The sequence below is a fragment of the Leeuwenhoekiella polynyae genome (genome assembly GCF_004104075.1).
In the GTDB taxonomy this organism is placed as follows: domain Bacteria; phylum Bacteroidota; class Bacteroidia; order Flavobacteriales; family Flavobacteriaceae; genus Leeuwenhoekiella; species Leeuwenhoekiella polynyae.
In genome coordinates this window covers 663,804-680,566 of sequence record NZ_QOVK01000001.1, presented here as the reverse complement: position 1 = coordinate 680,566, position 16,763 = coordinate 663,804, and the positions used below count along the sequence as shown (strand labels likewise).

At 37.4% G+C, this 16,763-nt stretch carries 12 protein-coding genes; 6 read left to right on the top strand and 6 right to left on the bottom strand.

Going from position 1 to position 16,763, the window contains the following annotated elements; translation table 11 throughout:
• Positions 1-41: 41 nt before the first annotated feature.
• Entirely contained in the window at positions 42-1,139 is a 1,098-nt protein-coding gene (locus DSM02_RS02900; protein WP_128764222.1) for an N-acetylmuramoyl-L-alanine amidase family protein, read from the bottom strand.
• 229 nt (positions 1,140-1,368) lie between these two features.
• On the opposite strand from DSM02_RS02900, the gene DSM02_RS02895 reads away from it, so the two are divergent.
• On the top strand, positions 1,369-4,086 hold the full coding sequence (locus DSM02_RS02895; RefSeq protein ID WP_240673964.1) for a putative LPS assembly protein LptD: 2,718 nt from the start codon (positions 1,369-1,371) through the stop codon (positions 4,084-4,086).
• A gap of 24 nt (positions 4,087-4,110) precedes the next feature.
• Positions 4,111-4,491, top strand: coding sequence for a RidA family protein (locus DSM02_RS02890; RefSeq protein ID WP_128764221.1), 381 nt, complete (start codon positions 4,111-4,113; stop codon positions 4,489-4,491).
• A gap of 75 nt (positions 4,492-4,566) precedes the next feature.
• Here DSM02_RS02890 and DSM02_RS02885 read toward each other — a convergent pair whose 3' ends face one another.
• The 4 genes from DSM02_RS02885 to DSM02_RS02870 form a co-directional block, all read right to left on the bottom strand.
• Positions 4,567-5,427 carry a BadF/BadG/BcrA/BcrD ATPase family protein gene (locus DSM02_RS02885; RefSeq protein ID WP_128764220.1) on the bottom strand — a complete coding sequence of 287 codons (861 nt, stop codon included), beginning with the start codon at positions 5,425-5,427 and terminating at the stop codon, positions 4,567-4,569.
• A gap of 67 nt (positions 5,428-5,494) precedes the next feature.
• Positions 5,495-6,496 carry a type I glyceraldehyde-3-phosphate dehydrogenase gene (gene gap / locus DSM02_RS02880; protein WP_128764219.1) on the bottom strand — a complete coding sequence of 334 codons (1,002 nt, stop codon included), beginning with the start codon at positions 6,494-6,496 and terminating at the stop codon, positions 5,495-5,497.
• Positions 6,497-6,525: 29 nt separating this feature from the next.
• Positions 6,526-7,512 carry a 6-phosphofructokinase gene (gene pfkA / locus DSM02_RS02875; protein ID WP_128764218.1) on the bottom strand — a complete coding sequence of 329 codons (987 nt, stop codon included), beginning with the start codon at positions 7,510-7,512 and terminating at the stop codon, positions 6,526-6,528.
• 221 nt (positions 7,513-7,733) lie between these two features.
• Entirely contained in the window at positions 7,734-12,092 is a 4,359-nt protein-coding gene (locus tag DSM02_RS02870) for a translocation/assembly module TamB domain-containing protein (protein WP_128764217.1), read from the bottom strand.
• 250 nt (positions 12,093-12,342) lie between these two features.
• On the opposite strand from DSM02_RS02870, the gene tsaD reads away from it, so the two are divergent.
• Both tsaD and DSM02_RS02860 read left to right on the top strand, forming a co-directional pair.
• The gene (gene tsaD, locus DSM02_RS02865; RefSeq protein WP_128764216.1) at positions 12,343-13,380 is read left to right on the top strand and encodes a tRNA (adenosine(37)-N6)-threonylcarbamoyltransferase complex transferase subunit TsaD; all 1,038 of its coding nucleotides are present in this window, start codon (positions 12,343-12,345) and stop codon (positions 13,378-13,380) included.
• Positions 13,381-13,382: 2 nt separating this feature from the next.
• Positions 13,383-14,096, top strand: a complete 714-nt coding sequence (locus tag DSM02_RS02860) for a 16S rRNA (uracil(1498)-N(3))-methyltransferase (RefSeq protein ID WP_128764215.1) — start codon at positions 13,383-13,385, stop codon at positions 14,094-14,096.
• An 8-nt stretch (positions 14,097-14,104) separates the two neighbouring features.
• On the opposite strand, the gene holA is transcribed toward DSM02_RS02860, so the two are convergent.
• On the bottom strand, positions 14,105-15,133 hold the full coding sequence (gene holA / locus DSM02_RS02855) for a DNA polymerase III subunit delta (protein ID WP_128764214.1): 1,029 nt from the start codon (positions 15,131-15,133) through the stop codon (positions 14,105-14,107).
• Between the two features lie 111 nt (positions 15,134-15,244).
• Here holA and DSM02_RS02850 point away from each other — a divergent pair, with 111 nt between their 5' ends.
• Positions 15,245-15,691, top strand: coding sequence for a type I restriction enzyme HsdR N-terminal domain-containing protein (locus DSM02_RS02850; protein WP_128764339.1), 447 nt, complete (start codon positions 15,245-15,247; stop codon positions 15,689-15,691).
• Positions 15,692-15,700: 9 nt separating this feature from the next.
• Positions 15,701-16,699 (top strand): glycosyltransferase family 2 protein, encoded by a 999-nt coding sequence (locus tag DSM02_RS02845; protein ID WP_128764213.1) that lies wholly within the window; start codon positions 15,701-15,703, stop codon positions 16,697-16,699.
• Positions 16,700-16,763 lie beyond the last annotated feature (64 nt).

Here is a 16,763-nt window from a genome sequence, read left to right as displayed (position 1 = left end):
AGCCTCAAATTTAGGAATAAATTCTATTAGGGCTTCGTACGCTAACTTTTATTTATAAAATCATTAGCGTTTTGCTTAATACCATTTTTAAAAGCGACAATGTATGCTGTCTTATATCCTTTAGCCTGAGCTTCACGCAACATACGCTCTATTTCTGTATAATTTGAGGTGTCACCATAATAATACTTATACAGTTTACCTTCTTTAGATCTAGAGATTCCGCGCAACCCTTTAAAGTTATACGGCTTGGGATCAACACTTTTACTACTCGCCGCAATTTGAACTTTAAAGATCGCACCAGCTACAACCACATCTTTTACTTCGGCAACGGGCACCTCCTTTTGAAGCCCTAAGAAGTTATTGGTTAATACATTCTCTTTATATTTTTCAACAGCTTGCGCTATGGCATGAGCTATTTCTCTCTGACCACTTGAAGAATTTAAAAATCTACCTTCGTCATTATTGGTTATAAAACCAGTCTCGATAAGAATACTAGGCATAACGGTTTGGTGCAAAACCACAAATCCTGCTTGCTTTACACTACGATCTTTTCGCTTCAGTTTCTGTCTAAAATTATCCTGAACATAACTCGCGAGCTGTATACTCTGGTCTAAAAACTCTTCCTGCATTAGCGTAAGCCCGATTACAGATTCTGGTGAATTCAAATTATACTGAGCATATTTTTCTTCATAATTATCCTCTAGATAGATCACTTCGTTTTCGGCCTTAGCCACCTCAAAGTTTGTTTTATTACGATGCAATCCCAATACGTATGTTTCTGCTCCGGATGCTTGTGAATTGTGGGCGTTGCAATGTACCGAAATAAATAAATCTGCTTCAGCACGGTTCGCAATATGCCCACGTTCTTCAAGACCTATAAAAACATCTGTTTTACGGGTATAAATCACTTCTATATCCTTTCGCTTTTGAAGCTCATCACCTATTAATAAAGCAATCTTAAGGGCTATATCTTTTTCTTTGATGCCATTTCTCGTGTTTTTCCCGGGGTCGTGACCGCCATGACCGGCATCAATGACGACGATAAATTTTTTAAAATCATCGGGCTTGAGGTTGGCAAAACCCTTTTTTGAAGGAATTATAAAAAGAAATACTAATATATAGATTGCGGTCGTTCTCATATTTGGGTAACGTCAATTAAAGTCTAACTATTTTATATACTGCCTGGGATTTGTATACTTGCAGCCAGAGCTTAGAAATTATAGTCTTTTAGAATTTGAAATCAAAGATTTTTCCCCTGAGTTTAATTCGTCCATATTTAATGGTAATACTTTAGGGCTTCTAAAAAATAGATGTAATTTTGGCACTTTGATTTTTGCCCTTACATTTACAAAAATAGTATTAATCCCATTGCAAACAAAGATCCTTTCAGTACTGCTAGTTCTAGGCTTAAGCCTTTTATACTGTGGGTCTTTATGGTCTCAGGAACTACCGGTTAACACGCTTAATAAGATACCTGCAGACACATCTGGCGTTAACTCCCGCTTAAAACCTAAGGGAACCCTATTAACGGAACAAAAACCAGAATCGCAGCAAGACAGCACTTCACAAGATAGTATCGCTACTCCCAGAGAAGCATTAACCGATATTGTCAAATACAGTGCCACTGATTATTCTAAATTCAATAGAAGAGAAAATAAACTCTATTTATATAACGAAGCACAGATCAACTATACAGACATAAACATTACTGCGGGGCAAATAATCGTAGACAACAATACCAATACGGTTTTTGCTAAAGGAATTAAAGATTCTACAGGCTATACACAAGGACCTGTTTTCGTTCAGGGAGCAAACACCGTAGAACCTGATTCTATTAAGTATAATTTCAAAACTGAAAAAGCACTCATTTACGGTTCGCGTACGCAGCAACAGGAATTCTATATTAAAAACGAAGTGAGTAAGCGGGTAAATGATTCGGTCGTTTTTATGAAAAATGTCCGTTTCACCACCAGTGAAAATGAGGAGGATCCTGAATATTATTTTTACGCCAGAAAAGTAAAATTTGTTCCCGGAAAGAAAATCGTAACCGGTCTTGTAAACATGTTTGTTTACGATGTACCTATTCCACTTGGAGTGCCTTTTTCTTATTTCCCAATGGAAAAAGAAACCAGTGTTTCTGGTTTTATAATGCCATCCCCAGGGCAAACCAATGAAAGGGGATATTTTCTACAAAATGGTGGGTACTATTTTGCTGTTAACGATTATATGGACCTCACCTTAACGGGAGATTATTACACAAATGGTAGTTATGCGTTAAGAGGAAGTAGCTCATACAGGAAGCGCTACAAGTTCAGCGGTAATGTAAACATACGTTACGAAAGACTCTTAAACGGGGAGCGAGGTCTCCCTAATTTTGCTGAAACAAACACCTACAACATACAATGGTCACATAGTCAAGACTCTAAAGCGAGCCCTAATTCTCGATTTTCTGCATCGGTTAACTTAGGTAGTAGTAATTATTTCACGCAGTCGACGAATATTGACAACACCGCAAGTAGGTTAACAAACACCCTGAGTTCATCGGTATCCTATTCTAAAACCTTTCAGACTGTGCCTCAGGTCAACCTCGCTTTAACTGCCAGACATTCACAAAATACCCAGACGCAGGCTATAAATATGACCTTACCTAGCTTACAGTTAAATGTAGACCGTATTTATCCTTTTGCTCCCAAAAGCGGTTCTAAAAAAGGGTTTATTCAAAATATAAATTTCAACTACAGCGGTAGCGGTGAAAATCGTATTGTAACTACAGATAGCTTATTCTTTACTGCACAGATGTTTAGAGATGCAGATCTGGGTATTCGCCACAGTATTCCCATTACTACCAACTTTAAACTTTTTAAACATTTTAGTGTTTCTGCAAGTACTAATTATCAGGAAAGTTGGGTTTTTGAAACGATAAATCAAGGGTACGACCCGAACCTTCGCAAAGTTGTGCTTGACACAGTTAATGGCTTTGATTCTTTTAGAACATATAACTTCAGTACCAGCTTAGGTACAACAGTTTATGGTCAGGCTAATTTTGGGGATGATAAAAAGATTCAGGCAATACGTCACACGATGAAACCATCGGTTTCTTTTAACTACAATCCGGCATTTGATCAATATTACGAGACGTATCTTGCTCCTGAATTGGATGATCCTAATGGCGATTTAACACGCGAGGTTACCTATTCTCGATTTGAAGGTGGTTTTTATGGGGCTCCTAGTAATTTTAGTTCTAGTGGTATCAGCTTTAGCGTAAACAACACGCTTGAAGCTAAAGTGCGTGATAAAGACAGTACCGCTATTGAACCGAAAAAAATAGATCTTATTAGCAATCTGGCTATCTCTACAAACTATAATTTTCTAGCAGATAGCTTGAGATTGAGTCCGGTTTCTGTGAGAGGAACAATCCCCATTATTCAGAGTAAATTGAGCGTCAATTTTAATATGACACTTGACCCTTACGCGTTAAACAACAACAACAAACGTATTGACAAACTCAATATCGCAAATGGCGGAAGCCTTTTTAGGCTTACTAATGCCAGTGCCAACTTCGGGTATTCGTTCAGCAGCAAAAGTTTTGGTAAAGAAAATGACGACTTGGAGGATGAAAATACTCAAACTTCCCGAAATGGTGGTAGGCGGGATAACTTGTTAGGTGAAGACAGCAGGCAGCTTCAGAATAAATTTAATGATACCGAAGGTGCAGAAGAAGATCCTGATGAAAAACAAAAATTATACAATTACACCATCCCTTGGAATCTACGCGTAAACTATAATGTGAATTATGGTAATGCAGCACGACAAGATCTGATTACCTCTCATGCGATAAACTTTAGTGGAGATGTTGAGTTGGGCGAAAAATGGTTTGTTGGAGCTTCTTCCGGTATAGATCTTACTACCGGAAAATTCACACCTACACAATTAAGATTTGCTAGAGATCTGGAGAGCTTCAACATGACTTTTGCCTGGACTCCTTTTGGAACCTATGCATCGTGGAACTTCTTTATAGGTATTAAATCTAGCGTCTTGAGCGATCTAAAATACGAGCAACGCCGCACACCAGATCAACGTCTTTAACCTAACCTGAAAACCTTTTAAATTATGAAAAAAATAATCAGCACTTCAAACGCTCCAGCACCAATAGGTCCATACAACCAAGCTGTTTTTGCTAGCGAAACCCTTTACATTAGTGGTCAAATTCCACTCAATCCGGAAACCGGGGAATTAGTAAGTGGCGACATCGCCGCAGAAACTAAAATGGTTATGCAAAACCTAAAAGCAATTCTTACCGAAGCCGGACTTACTTTTGAAAACGTAGTTAAGAGTTCAATTTTCTTAAGCGATATGAATAGTTTTGCTGCTGTAAACGAAGTTTATGGTACTTATTTTGACGAGCAAACTGCTCCTGCACGTGAAACTGTAGAAGTTGCAAATCTCCCGAAATTTGTAAATGTAGAGATCTCTATGATTGCTATTAAGTAGATAAAACCTTTATTAAATTAAAAAAACCTGAAAGAATAATTCTTTCAGGTTTTTTTAATTTAAAGCTTGTTCTCACTAAACCATCATGTAGTTTTTGTGATATGCTACAAGTCCTTCGATAGGTCTTTTTAAAACTTTACCTATTTTCAAGTCATACTCACTTAAAAGCGACTTCAACTCATCTTGAAGATAAAATGATATCGATCCTACAAAATGAATCGGAATTTCTTTAGCATTATCAAACTGAAGAATCTGGTGTTCAATAAAAAGTTTAAAACCTTTTCGAATTAACTTTTTACAGTAATCATGATCTTTATTTGTTATTATAAAACGAGCGAATTGTGCTAAATACGTATTTGGATTAGGCATTTTGTACAAATGATTTTTTATACTTTCTGCTGTAAGATCAAACTGTTTAGCAAACTCGTAAGCCAGTTCTTTAGGTATTTTATTAAAATGAAAATCACGTAAAAGTTGACGTCCAAAATAATTACCACTACCATCATCCATAAGGATGTAGCCTAAAGAGGTAACTTTTTGCTCTATATTCTCCCCATCATATAAACTGCAGTTAGAACCTGTACCTATGATACAAACAATACCTGCCTCGTTTCTCTTAGTAGTAGCATAAAGTGCAGCATACGTATCTTCTTTGATATCAATTTCCTGAGCTTTATCAAAAAAGTCTTCAAAAACACCCTTGATTAATTCTTTGGGCTTGTGAGTCCCGCATCCTGCACCATAAAAGTGCACGTGTGTCACATCATGACGATGTTTATACAGCTCGTAATTGTTAATGATACGTTCTGTTAAGATCTCTGCAGACAAAACCTGTGGATTTAATCCAAAAGTTTGTGTTTGAAAAATCTCTGCGCCTTCAGCATTTAATGCGATCCAATCTGTCTTTGTCGACCCGCTATCTACTAATAATATCATGTGTTATAAGAGTTTAAAAAAGCCCTTAAACCTGTTGAGTCAAAGGGCTTGTATTCAGTTAAAGCGATTATAGAGCGTTAACGTATTCCGCTAAGTCTACCAATTTATTAGAATATCCAAACTCATTATCATACCAAGATACGATCTTGAAGAATTTAGAATTCAACTCAATACCAGCACCTGCATCAAAAATACTGGTGCGTGCATCACCTACAAAATCTTGAGAAACAACTGCTTCTTCAGTATAACCAAGAACTCCAGCCATCTCCCCTTCAGAAGCTGCTTTAAAAGTCTTCTTGATATCTTCGTAGCTTGTATCTTTAGAAAGTTTCACGGTTAAATCTACTACTGATACATCTGTAGTAGGAACACGAAAAGCCATACCTGTTAATTTTCCTTTCAATTCAGGAATCACTTTAGTTACTGCTACAGCAGCACCAGTACTTGCAGGTATAATATTTGCCATTGCAGAACGACCACCTCTCCAATCTTTCTTAGAAGGACCATCTACTGTCATTTGAGTAGCAGTGGTTGCGTGTACAGTTGTCATTAAAGCTTCTTCGATACCGTAAGCATCATTAAGAACTTTTGCTAATGGAGCAAGACAGTTTGTAGTACAAGAAGCATTAGAAACGATCTTATCACTTGCAGTTACATCTTTATGGTTAACACCCATAACAAACATAGGTACATCTTTAGAAGGAGCAGAAATAACTACTTTCTTAGCACCAGCTTGAATGTGGTAATCTGCAGTTTCCATAGAAGTAAAAATACCTGTACACTCTGCAACAACATCAGCTCCTACTTCATCCCACTTAAGGTTTTTAGGATCACGCTCAGCAGTGATACGTACAGTTTTACCATCTACAACAAGATTTCCGTCTTTTACTTCAACAGTTCCGTCAAAATTACCGTGTACTGAATCGTATTTTAAAAGGTATGCTAAGTGTTCTACATCGAGTAGGTCATTAATCGCCACAACATCTACGTTATCACGTTTTACAGTTGCTCTAAAAACGATACGACCAATACGGCCAAAACCATTAATACCTAATTTTAAATTTCCCATCTTATTTACTATTTGATTTCTATTACTAATTATGTGGTCATTATTTCAGACACACGAACAAGTTCTTTATTAATATGTGTTTTTCCTTTAATTGCTTTCTCAAGTGGGTAGAGCTTCATTTTTTCATGCTGAATACCTACCATATAGTTGCTTTGTCCTTCAAGAAGAGATTCTACCGCTTTTACACCCATTCTACTTGCGAGAACCCGATCATAACAGCTAGGAGAACCACCGCGTTGCATATGCCCTAAAACAGCAACACGAACGTCATAACCCTCAAGATTTTCATCTACATAGTCTTTAAGTTCAAAAACATTTTTACCTGTCTTATCACCTTCCGCAACAACAACAATACTTGATGTTTTACCACTGGCTTTACTGCGTAGCAAAGATTCCAATAATCGATCTAGGCCTAAATTCTCTTCAGGGATCAATATTTCTTCGGCTCCTGCACCTACCCCTGCATTTAAGGCGATATGACCCACGTCGCGCCCCATAACCTCAACGAAAAACAAGCGGTTATGAGAACTTGCCGTATCACGGATTTTATCAATCGCTTCTACCGCTGTATTCAAAGCTGTGTCGTAACCTAAGGTTTTATCAGTACCACTTATGTCGTTATCAATTGTACCCGGAATCCCAATCACCGGAAAGCCGTATTCTTGATTGAAAACAAGTCCACCGGTAAATGTACCATCACCACCTATTACAACAAGACCGTCAATTTTATTTTCCTTCAGATTATCAAACGCAATTTTTCTGCCTTCAGTGGTTCTAAAGCGATCAGAACGAGCAGATTTAAGCATCGTCCCTCCTCTATTAATTATATCTCTTACACTACGCGCATCCATCGGCTCAAAATCCCCATCAATCAACCCTTCATATCCTCTGTAAACACCTACGCATTCAATTTTGTGAAATGCACATGTACGAACTACTGAACGAACTGCTGCATTCATTCCCGGGGAATCACCTCCGGAAGTCAAAACTCCGATTTTTCTAATTTTTTGTGTCATTTACTGTTGAATGAGAAGTAAAAATAGCAATTGAATTGCATTTTCCTAAGCCAATCTTGATGAATTTGGCGGCATTCGCAATTTCAATCGTTATCGTTAACAACTATTTTTTTAAAAAGGATAAAATTGGCGGATTTATAATCTAAATACCTCCTTTTTATGAGATCAAAAATTTAATTAACCTCAAAATATCATATTCTCAAAGGAATATAGGAATTGTATTACTGCTCTAAACCGTTATATGGAATTTCTGAATCTGGCTGAATGACTTTTATTTCTTCTTCAACCTCGCGAGCTTTTCCTTTGAAGATTTTCTGAATAAGCTCTTTGAATGTATTAAAATCTACCGAATAGGATAACCCGGCTCCTTGAGTATACCCCTCATTGTTTCGGGCCACAAATTGAATATCTGTTTGACGGTTAAAAATAGTCGCGCGCAGACTTCCATCTTCATTTAGTAAGAAATTAACCTCTACATCCCCCACAACGGCTTGCTCGCTAATCCCTCCTACCGGTACTCCCACTTTACCGTTTATGATCACTTTTTGCGATATCTGGGTCGAAAGCGTAAAGCCAAAACGACCTGAAGTCTGTAAATCTGGACGATTATCTGCCTGCACATAGTCGAGACCTACATTAAATTTCCCATCTTCATCAGAAAGTAAATCATTAAAAATTCCTGAAGCAGTCTCTATAAGGTTACCATAAGCGGCTGATTGGGCGTCAATCCCATTTTGACTAAAGAAGGAACCCTGAGTCACTAACGAGAACGCCTGAAGTTCCCGTGTCGCACGGTTATCTAAACGATAAGCCAACTCAGAAGTCACAATAGAACTCGTATTGGGGAATTCAAAATCAAACGTTATCTCCGGTTGAACCAGCTCTCCGTCAAGATTGATGATGACACTTACCGGTATTTTACGGTTAATAGATGGATTGTCTAATAATATAGAAGGATTTGCCTGTGTTTTATAAACCGCACTAATATCGAGCAAGGCTTCGGCAGGATTCCCATCCCAACTTATTTTTCCTTCCGGAAGGATATCAAATTGTTTTTGCACAACCCCACTATACCTAAAATTGTAAGAACCTTGATAGGGTGTAAAGTCACCAAACATATTAAACTTACCGTTTGTATTAATCTGTATTAGCAAGAAACCTGCACCTCTTCCTTTGAGTGTACTTCCGTTCACTTCATCAACTACGATTTCTACTTCAGCATCACGAGTAACTTCTAGATCAAAATTGAGCTCGAGCCCTTTAATTTCTTCAATAACGACTTCTTCACCTTTTAAACGTGCTGCTTTTTCTTCGGGACTTAAGAAATAAATTTTACTATTATCTCCAAACGACTCAGTATCACTTAAAGGAATTTTAAATACCGTGCCTTCTTCAGTTGTAGCTTCAACATCAATAACAAGTTCATCTGTAGGTCCCTGCAACTGAGCACTTCCACTAATAAAAGCTGTACCATAATATAGCGCAAAATCATCCGGCTCTGTATCTAAAACTAAAAGCCGATCTGTATTTACATCAAGATCAAGCTCCCAATCTCTAAAAAACTGATGACTTATAGTCCCCGAAAGTGTTCCTGTCGTTTTGTATTTGGTATCTTCAAGTGATACTGAACCAAATCTAAAATCCTGATCACTAAGACTGATTCTCGCCGTACCTCTAAAATCATAATCTGTATTCAAATAAGGAATCTCCAAACCAGCTTCTCGTAATAGAATTTCACCATCAATATCTGGGTTCCTGTAATCTCCCGTCACTGAAGCTCTTCCGCTAGCCAAGCCCCGTATCGAAGAAATCACTTCACCACCTAATGGACTAAATGCTTTTAAATTCAATTTTCGCATTTGAACATCCAGATCTATTGCAGGAGTTGCTTCATTCACATTAATACTCCCCAGTGCAGTTAAAACCTCCACATCTTCATTAATAAGGCGGGTATTGATATCATAACTGGTGAGACTTTCATTCCCCGAAACGGAGAGGTCGAGGTCTCCCATCAAAATATCGTTAACTGTAAAATTTGAAATATTAACAGTGCTATTAGGCAAGTATACGCCTTCTTTCTGCAGAATATCAAGATTACCATTTACCAGACCACGCATATCTAAGCTGTCTACATACGGCATAATATGCGACAAACGGACGCTTTCGAAATTGGTTTTAATATCTTTAAAGGTACTGTCTCGTACAACCCCCTCAAGCGAAATACGTTCTTTATCGTGAGATAAGATCAATTCTTTTATATCCCAATCCAGAAAGTTATTATCAAAAACAACCTTGTTATTCTTGTTATCATCCTCATTCAACCACCACAAGTTATTCTTAAACTTGAGGCTACTTTTCTTAAATCCTACTACAGAGTTATTCTCCTCATTAATAGTATGATAAAAACTCAAATCAAAAACATCTTGCTTATCAGGCCCTCCTTTAAATTCTGAACGAACAAACAGCGTATCTTTTAATGTAACATTAATCAGATTAAAATCGCTCACTCCATAAGCACCACTCCCTATACTATCTGCTTCTACGTATGCGTTAAAAAGTGGATTCTTATTATCTACTCGCACGTTTACAGCTTCTGCCATAACACCATAAGCTTTAATTTTAGGAGACCTAAAGGTTAATTTAAAATCAGAATCATCTGAAACTACACTACCTCTTAAATAAGTATCGGGTTCTAGTTCAACATCAGGCACCAAAACTTCTACAATCTTGCTATAGATCTGAATATCAAAATCCATGAATTGATTTTCGGTGATCGTTTCGGGTTCATAATTTGTATACAAGCTACCTACAGCATTCTGAAACAAGGCTCTTACATCCTCTAACTTAAAAACACCTGAAATCTGTCCTGAAATAATATCAGGCGAATTCATAGTTATTGTACGGATTCCGCGTCTAAAACCAGAAGTAATCACAAAATCCTGAAACTCATATAGGTCATTTGCATTTTCAAAACTTGCATTTGAAAACGCAATGACTCCGCCGGTATCATCTATGTTTGTACCGCGCATATCCATTACTACTTTCCCTTTTAATACTGCAGAAGAATCTTTAAGAAAATGGAGTTTACCTAAATCTATTTGATTGATTTCTGCGGTAAAATCATAGTTATGTATCTCTTCTGAAACATCTACTAGACCATCAAAAGTAAAATCTGCATTAGGATCTCTAACACTTAGTTTTCCGTCAAAGATGGGATTCTTTAAATTTCCGGAAACGGTAATTCCTTTATAGGTGTATCCTTGATACGTAACATTACGTATGATTCCTTCTAAGCGCGTATCTAAAGTTTCGGCTTCAACTCCAGATCCATTTACTCGCATATTAAAAGTCATCGTACCCAGCTCCGGAACTTTTAAAAGCCTTCCCATATTGAATTCTTTAGCCTGCAGCATACCTACATAAGAAGCCTGTGACATATTCTGAGTATTCTGCAGGTCTATATCGGTTTCCAGAAAACCCAGATCGGTCTGAATAATACTTTTTGTGTAAACCGTATTTTCGGTAACATTTACAATTCCGTTTAAATCAACAGTTCCTAAACGCACCAATTCTTCAGGAAGGTTAGTTCCTAAAATATTGGGTAGAAGTGCTGTTAGGTCTAGATAGTTGGTTTTTAATTGTCTGTAATCTCCTTCTATAGTAAAGGTATTATCATCACCCAATAAGCGACGGAAACGCACATTTCCTACAATACGACTATTACTAAAACCTGCCAGATCAAAATCAGTTACTGTGAAATCGTTCAGAGTTCCCAGCATTTTTCCGGAAAGCAATAGTTTATGGTCTACTCCAAATTCTGAGTAGAAGGCTTGTAAATCTGTTGTGGATATTTCGCTTTGCGCAAAATCAATATTAAAAGTTACTTTATTATTAAAATCTTGAAAGGCATCATTTCTTGTATCTAAATAAGCATTTCCACGAATCACTGAATGCTCTGTAGAGAGCTCCATATCTTTTAAAACTATCTCTTCTGGATTGTATTTAATGTCTGTTTTAAGGCCTCTTAAATTATAGCCACGATCTGCGTCAAACTGCAAATCATAAATCTGAGCCGTTACCTCAACGTCGTGTAGTTTAAAATCTTCAGCTAGTAAATGCAAGTTTTTATAATCTACAACAACCGGACTGTCTAAATCCTCATCTGTAAATCTAAAATGCATATCACTCAACTCTACTTCAGAAGAAGAAAGCTTAAACGGAGTACCCGGCGGTTTACCGGAATTGAATTTCTGAGAAAACACATACAAGTTATCATTCTCCTCCCCTGCATATTTTTTAACAAAGAGCTTTGCACCATTTAAATGCACATATCCCAGATTCATCTGGTTATTGATTAAAGCCCGAATGCTTAGCAAACTGGTTTCTACTTCTTTTGAATAAATAAGCGTATCCTGATGATGATCTTTTATACAAACCTGCTTGATCAAAGCATTACCGTTATATTTTAGACTGATTCGCTTAATAGAGATTGAAGTCCCGTAAGTCTCGTTAATAGAACGGGTAACTTTATCTGCAATCGCAGTTTGTACTGCAGGTATAGAAAATATGATTAATAGCAACGCAAAAGCACCTATTAGAATGAACAGGATTCGCGTAACTATTTTTCTTAATTTTCTGATACGTTTTTAAGTTTTAACTTTGCCACTCGCTTTAATTATGCAAATAAAGCAACAGCATATTATAAAATTGATTAACAAACACTTAGTGATACAACAGCTAATACCGATGTAAACGCTACTAACTACTACGGAAGTAACTTAGCTTTTATCGAGTAAAAGTACATTAACATTCCCTATACCTAGCGCCATAATGTCAAAAAATAACACCTATATACTTGCTATAGAATCTTCTTGTGACGATACAGCGGCAGCTGTGCTCTACAACGACAAAACCCTTGCAAATGTTGTTGCCGGTCAGGCGGTACATGAGCAATACGGTGGCGTTGTGCCGGAGCTGGCTTCACGCGCACATCAGCAAAATATTGTTCCTGTTGTACACGAGGCGTTACGAAAGGCAAATGTAAAAAAAGAACAGCTTAACGCAGTAGCTTTTACAAGTGGACCGGGACTTATGGGTTCACTTTTAGTAGGTACATCTTTTGCAAAATCTTTGGCAATGGGACTCAACATCCCGCTGATTGATGTTAATCATATGCAAGCGCATATTCTGGCTCATTTTATTGACGAAGAAGGTTTTGACAAACCGCAATTTCCATTTCTGGCGATGACGATCTCTGGCGGTCATACGCAAATTGTACGCGTAGACAGCTATTTTGAGATGACAGTTTTAGGTCAAACACTTGATGATGCCGTGGGTGAAGCTTTTGATAAAAGTGCAAAAATATTAGGATTACCTTATCCCGGCGGACCTTTAATTGATAAATATGCGCAATTAGGGAACCCTAAAGCTTATAAGTTCACTAAGCCTAAAGTAGGCGATCTCGATTTTAGTTTTAGCGGATTAAAAACTGCGGTTCTATATTTCTACCAAAGAGAACTTGCTGCAGACCCAGATTTTGTTGAAAAGAATCGCAACGACATTTGCGCCTCTATTCAATATACTATTGTAAATATCCTGATGGATAAGCTAAAAAAAGCCGTTAAACAAACGGGAATCACTCAGGTTGCTATTGGCGGTGGCGTTTCTGCAAACAGCGGTATTCGTAAAGCGTTAAAAGATGCCGAAAGTAAATACGGCTGGAAAACATTTGTTCCAAAATTTGAATACACCACAGATAACGCTGCAATGATAGGCATTGTAGGCTATCTAAAATACACCCAAAATGAGCTTGAAGCAACAGGATACGCAAACACGCAGGTAATGGCTCAATCTCGTCTAAAACTCTAAGTATGCAATTATTTTACAGTCCGGATATTACTGCAGATGCAGTAGAAGCTACTTTTCCTAAAGACGAGAGTAAACATATTATAAAGGTGCTACGGAAACGTACCGGAGATATCTTAAATATCACTAATGGAAATGGGAATTTTTTTAAGGCTGAAATAAGTGCTGCTAGCCCGTCAAAATGTACGGTAAAAATCCTAGAAGTTACTACCGAAAAATCGTTGCCGTACCATTTACATCTTGCCGTTGCACCTACCAAACTCAACGATCGTTTTGAATGGTTTTTAGAAAAAGCTACTGAAATAGGCATTTCAGAGATCTCTCCTATTATTTGCGACCACAGTGAGCGGAAAGTGATTAAAGAAGAACGCTATGAGCGTATTTTACAAAGCGCGATGAAACAATCTTTAAAAGCCTTTATACCAAAACTAAATCCTGCTGTTACTTTTTCAGAATTTATCGCGAAGCAAACCGAATTTAATGGGCACCGCTTTATTGCACATTGTGAAAAAACTAATCGGTTTTCACTCAAGCAAAAAATTCAGCCAAAACAAGATATTCTCATTCTTATAGGTCCTGAGGGTGATTTTTCTACTTCAGAAATTGAAACAGCCATTCATTCAGGTTTTACACCTGTAATGCTGGGAGAAAGCAGACTACGAACTGAAACTGCTGCTGTAGTAGCTACTCACAGTGTTGCGTTTGTAAATGAGGTTTAAAGAATTAGCTACGCCATAATCTGCACAAGTAACTCTTTGAGCAAATCGCCTTGCGGAATATTATAAGCTCCTACACCTTTGCTTTTCACATCTGCTGTACGCAATAAATTTACTACGTGGCTTACTTTTTTCATCGGGTAATTGCGAGCTGCATCTACATATTGACCCACAAAATACGGATTCACCTTGAGCGCTTTTGCTACCGAAGATTTGTCTTTACTGGGCAACCCGTGATAAATCAATAAATTTTGGAAGAAACTAAACAGTAAAGCAATAGTGACAACCATTGGGTTGTCCTTTGGGTTTTGTGCAAAGTAATTGATGATGCGATGCGCTTTTACCACATCTTTATCGCCAATGGCACGCTGCAACTCAAAATTATTGAAGTCTTTACTAATCCCGATATTTTGCTCTACCGCAAGCGGAGTGATTGTGCTTCCTTCCGGAAGTATCAAACGCAACTTTTCAAGTTCATTATTAATTTTAGACAAATCTGTACCTAAAAATTCAACAAGCATATGAGCCGCTTTCGGTTCAACCGTATAGCCTTTACCCGTCATCACCCGGCGAATCCAATCCCCAACTTGATTCTCGTAAAGCTTTTTACTTTCAAATAGGAGGCCACTTTTTGAGATAGCTTTATAAACCTTCTTTCGTTTATCAAGCTTTTTATATTTATAGCAAAAAACCAAAACCGTGGTAGGTTGTGGGTTTTCTGCATAAGCCTCTAAAGTATTTTTATTCTTATCAGACTGTGCTAAAATAGCTCGAGAAAGATCTTGAGCTTCTTTAACAATAACAACCTGTCGCTCTGCCATCATCGGGAAGCGCTTAGCTTGCGATACCACATCATCTAAGCTCACATCACGACCGTACAACACCATCTGATTAAAACCGCGTTCTTCTTCGGTCAGCACATTATCTGCGATAAAATCTGCTAATTGATCAATATAATAGGGCTCTTCGCCCATCAAAAAATAGATGGGTTTCAGATTTTTATTCTTGATATCTTTTACAATACGTGTAACCTCTTCCACAAAGTCTGAGTTGAAATTTTTCTATTGTCTGAAGGAAAAATAGAAGAATTGGCCAGAAGATTTAAATCTTGTTGAGTGCTTAAATTCTATAGGTTGATTACCTTTGAATCGATGCAAGAATTAAACTTTCCTCAATATCCCTTCAGGCTCAAAAGTAGCGAAAATAAACCGCTTATATTTGATGAGATCCGCAAAAAATTCGTGAGGCTAACGCCCGAAGAATGGGTGCGTCAACACACCGTCGCTCATATTTTAAATGTGTATCACTACCCTATTTCGCTTGTAAATGTTGAAAAAGAATTAAAGCTGAATCAGGTTTCTAAACGTTACGACGTGGTGGTTTTTAAACCTAACGGAAACATTCAGCTTATTGTAGAATGCAAAGCGCCAAAAATTAAGATCAATCAAAAAACCTTTGACCAGATAGCCCGGTACAATCTGGCTTTAAAATCCGATTATCTGATGGTTACAAACGGATTAAACCACTATTATTGCCAAATGGATTATGAAGCTAAAAAGTATATTTTTTTACCGGACTTTCCCGTTTACACTCCATAATACTTGCCTTTGAAAACTGCAATTGTCATACTCAACTGGAATGGTAAAAAGCTACTCGAGCGCTTTTTACAAACTGTGATTACTCATAGTGAAGCACTAGCTACTATTTATGTTGCCGATAATGCTTCAACTGATGATTCTGTAAGCTTTGTAAAGCAAAATTTTCCTCAAGTTCAGATTATTCAAAATACTACCAATGGAGGGTATGCTAAAGGGTATAATGATGCACTAGAAGGTCTTGATGAAGAACTTTTCATTTTAATGAATAGTGATATACAGACTACCCCGGGTTGGTTACAACCTGTTATTGCTTCATTTTCATCAGACAAAAGACTGGGCGCTGCACAACCCAAAATCAAAGACCTCAAAAAGAAAACGCATTTTGAATATGCCGGTGCTGCTGGTGGCTATTTAGATGCTTTAGGATATCCATTTTGTAGAGGGCGTATTTTTGAAACTTGCGAAGAAGACATTGGCCAGTATAATGATATAAAAGCTGTTTTCTGGGCGAGTGGCGCTTGTTTAACAGTGCGTAAAGAAGTCTTTTGGCAAGCCGGCGGTTTAGATGAACTCTTTTTTGCTCATCAGGAAGAAATAGATTTATGCTGGCGTATTCAAAATCTGGGCTATAGCATAAAAGCTATTGGAACGAGTGAGGTTTATCATTTGGGCGGAGCTACTCTGGAACAGATGAATCCACAGAAAACCTTTTTGAATTTCAGAAATAATCTGATGCTTTTGCTCAAAAATATTTCAGGTGCTCAAGTCTATTTAATTTTATTCGCAAGACTTTGCTTAGACGGTATTGCCGCACTAAAGTTTTTAGCAGAAGGAAAACCAAAACATTTTCTTGCAATTCTTAGAGCACATTTTAACTTTTATTCACTGATTCCGAAACTACTTAAAAACAGGGAGCAAACTGCAGGAACTAAGAACTATGCTGCTATAAACTCCATTGTATACAAGTACTTCATCCGTCATAAAAAGTATTATACCGACTTATTTTAACAAATTTTAAAGTATTGTTAAGGTTGGGATTTTGGATACTAATTTTAATACATTTGACGTTACT

Bases quoted from the DNA above. Each gene is read 5' to 3' on its own strand.
- DSM02_RS02900 (WP_128764222.1), bottom strand. From the start codon at position 1,139: ATGAGAACGACCGCAATCTATATATTAGTATTTCTTTTTATAATTCCT.
- DSM02_RS02890 (WP_128764221.1), top strand. From the start codon at position 4,111: ATGAAAAAAATAATCAGCACTTCAAACGCTCCAGCACCAATAGGTCCA.
- DSM02_RS02885 (WP_128764220.1), bottom strand. From the start codon at position 5,427: ATGATATTATTAGTAGATAGCGGGTCGACAAAGACAGATTGGATCGCA.
- gap (WP_128764219.1), bottom strand. From the start codon at position 6,496: ATGGGAAATTTAAAATTAGGTATTAATGGTTTTGGCCGTATTGGTCGT.
- pfkA (WP_128764218.1), bottom strand. From the start codon at position 7,512: ATGACACAAAAAATTAGAAAAATCGGAGTTTTGACTTCCGGAGGTGAT.
- tsaD (WP_128764216.1), top strand. From the start codon at position 12,343: ATGTCAAAAAATAACACCTATATACTTGCTATAGAATCTTCTTGTGAC.
- DSM02_RS02860 (WP_128764215.1), top strand. From the start codon at position 13,383: ATGCAATTATTTTACAGTCCGGATATTACTGCAGATGCAGTAGAAGCT.
- DSM02_RS02850 (WP_128764339.1), top strand. From the start codon at position 15,245: ATGCAAGAATTAAACTTTCCTCAATATCCCTTCAGGCTCAAAAGTAGC.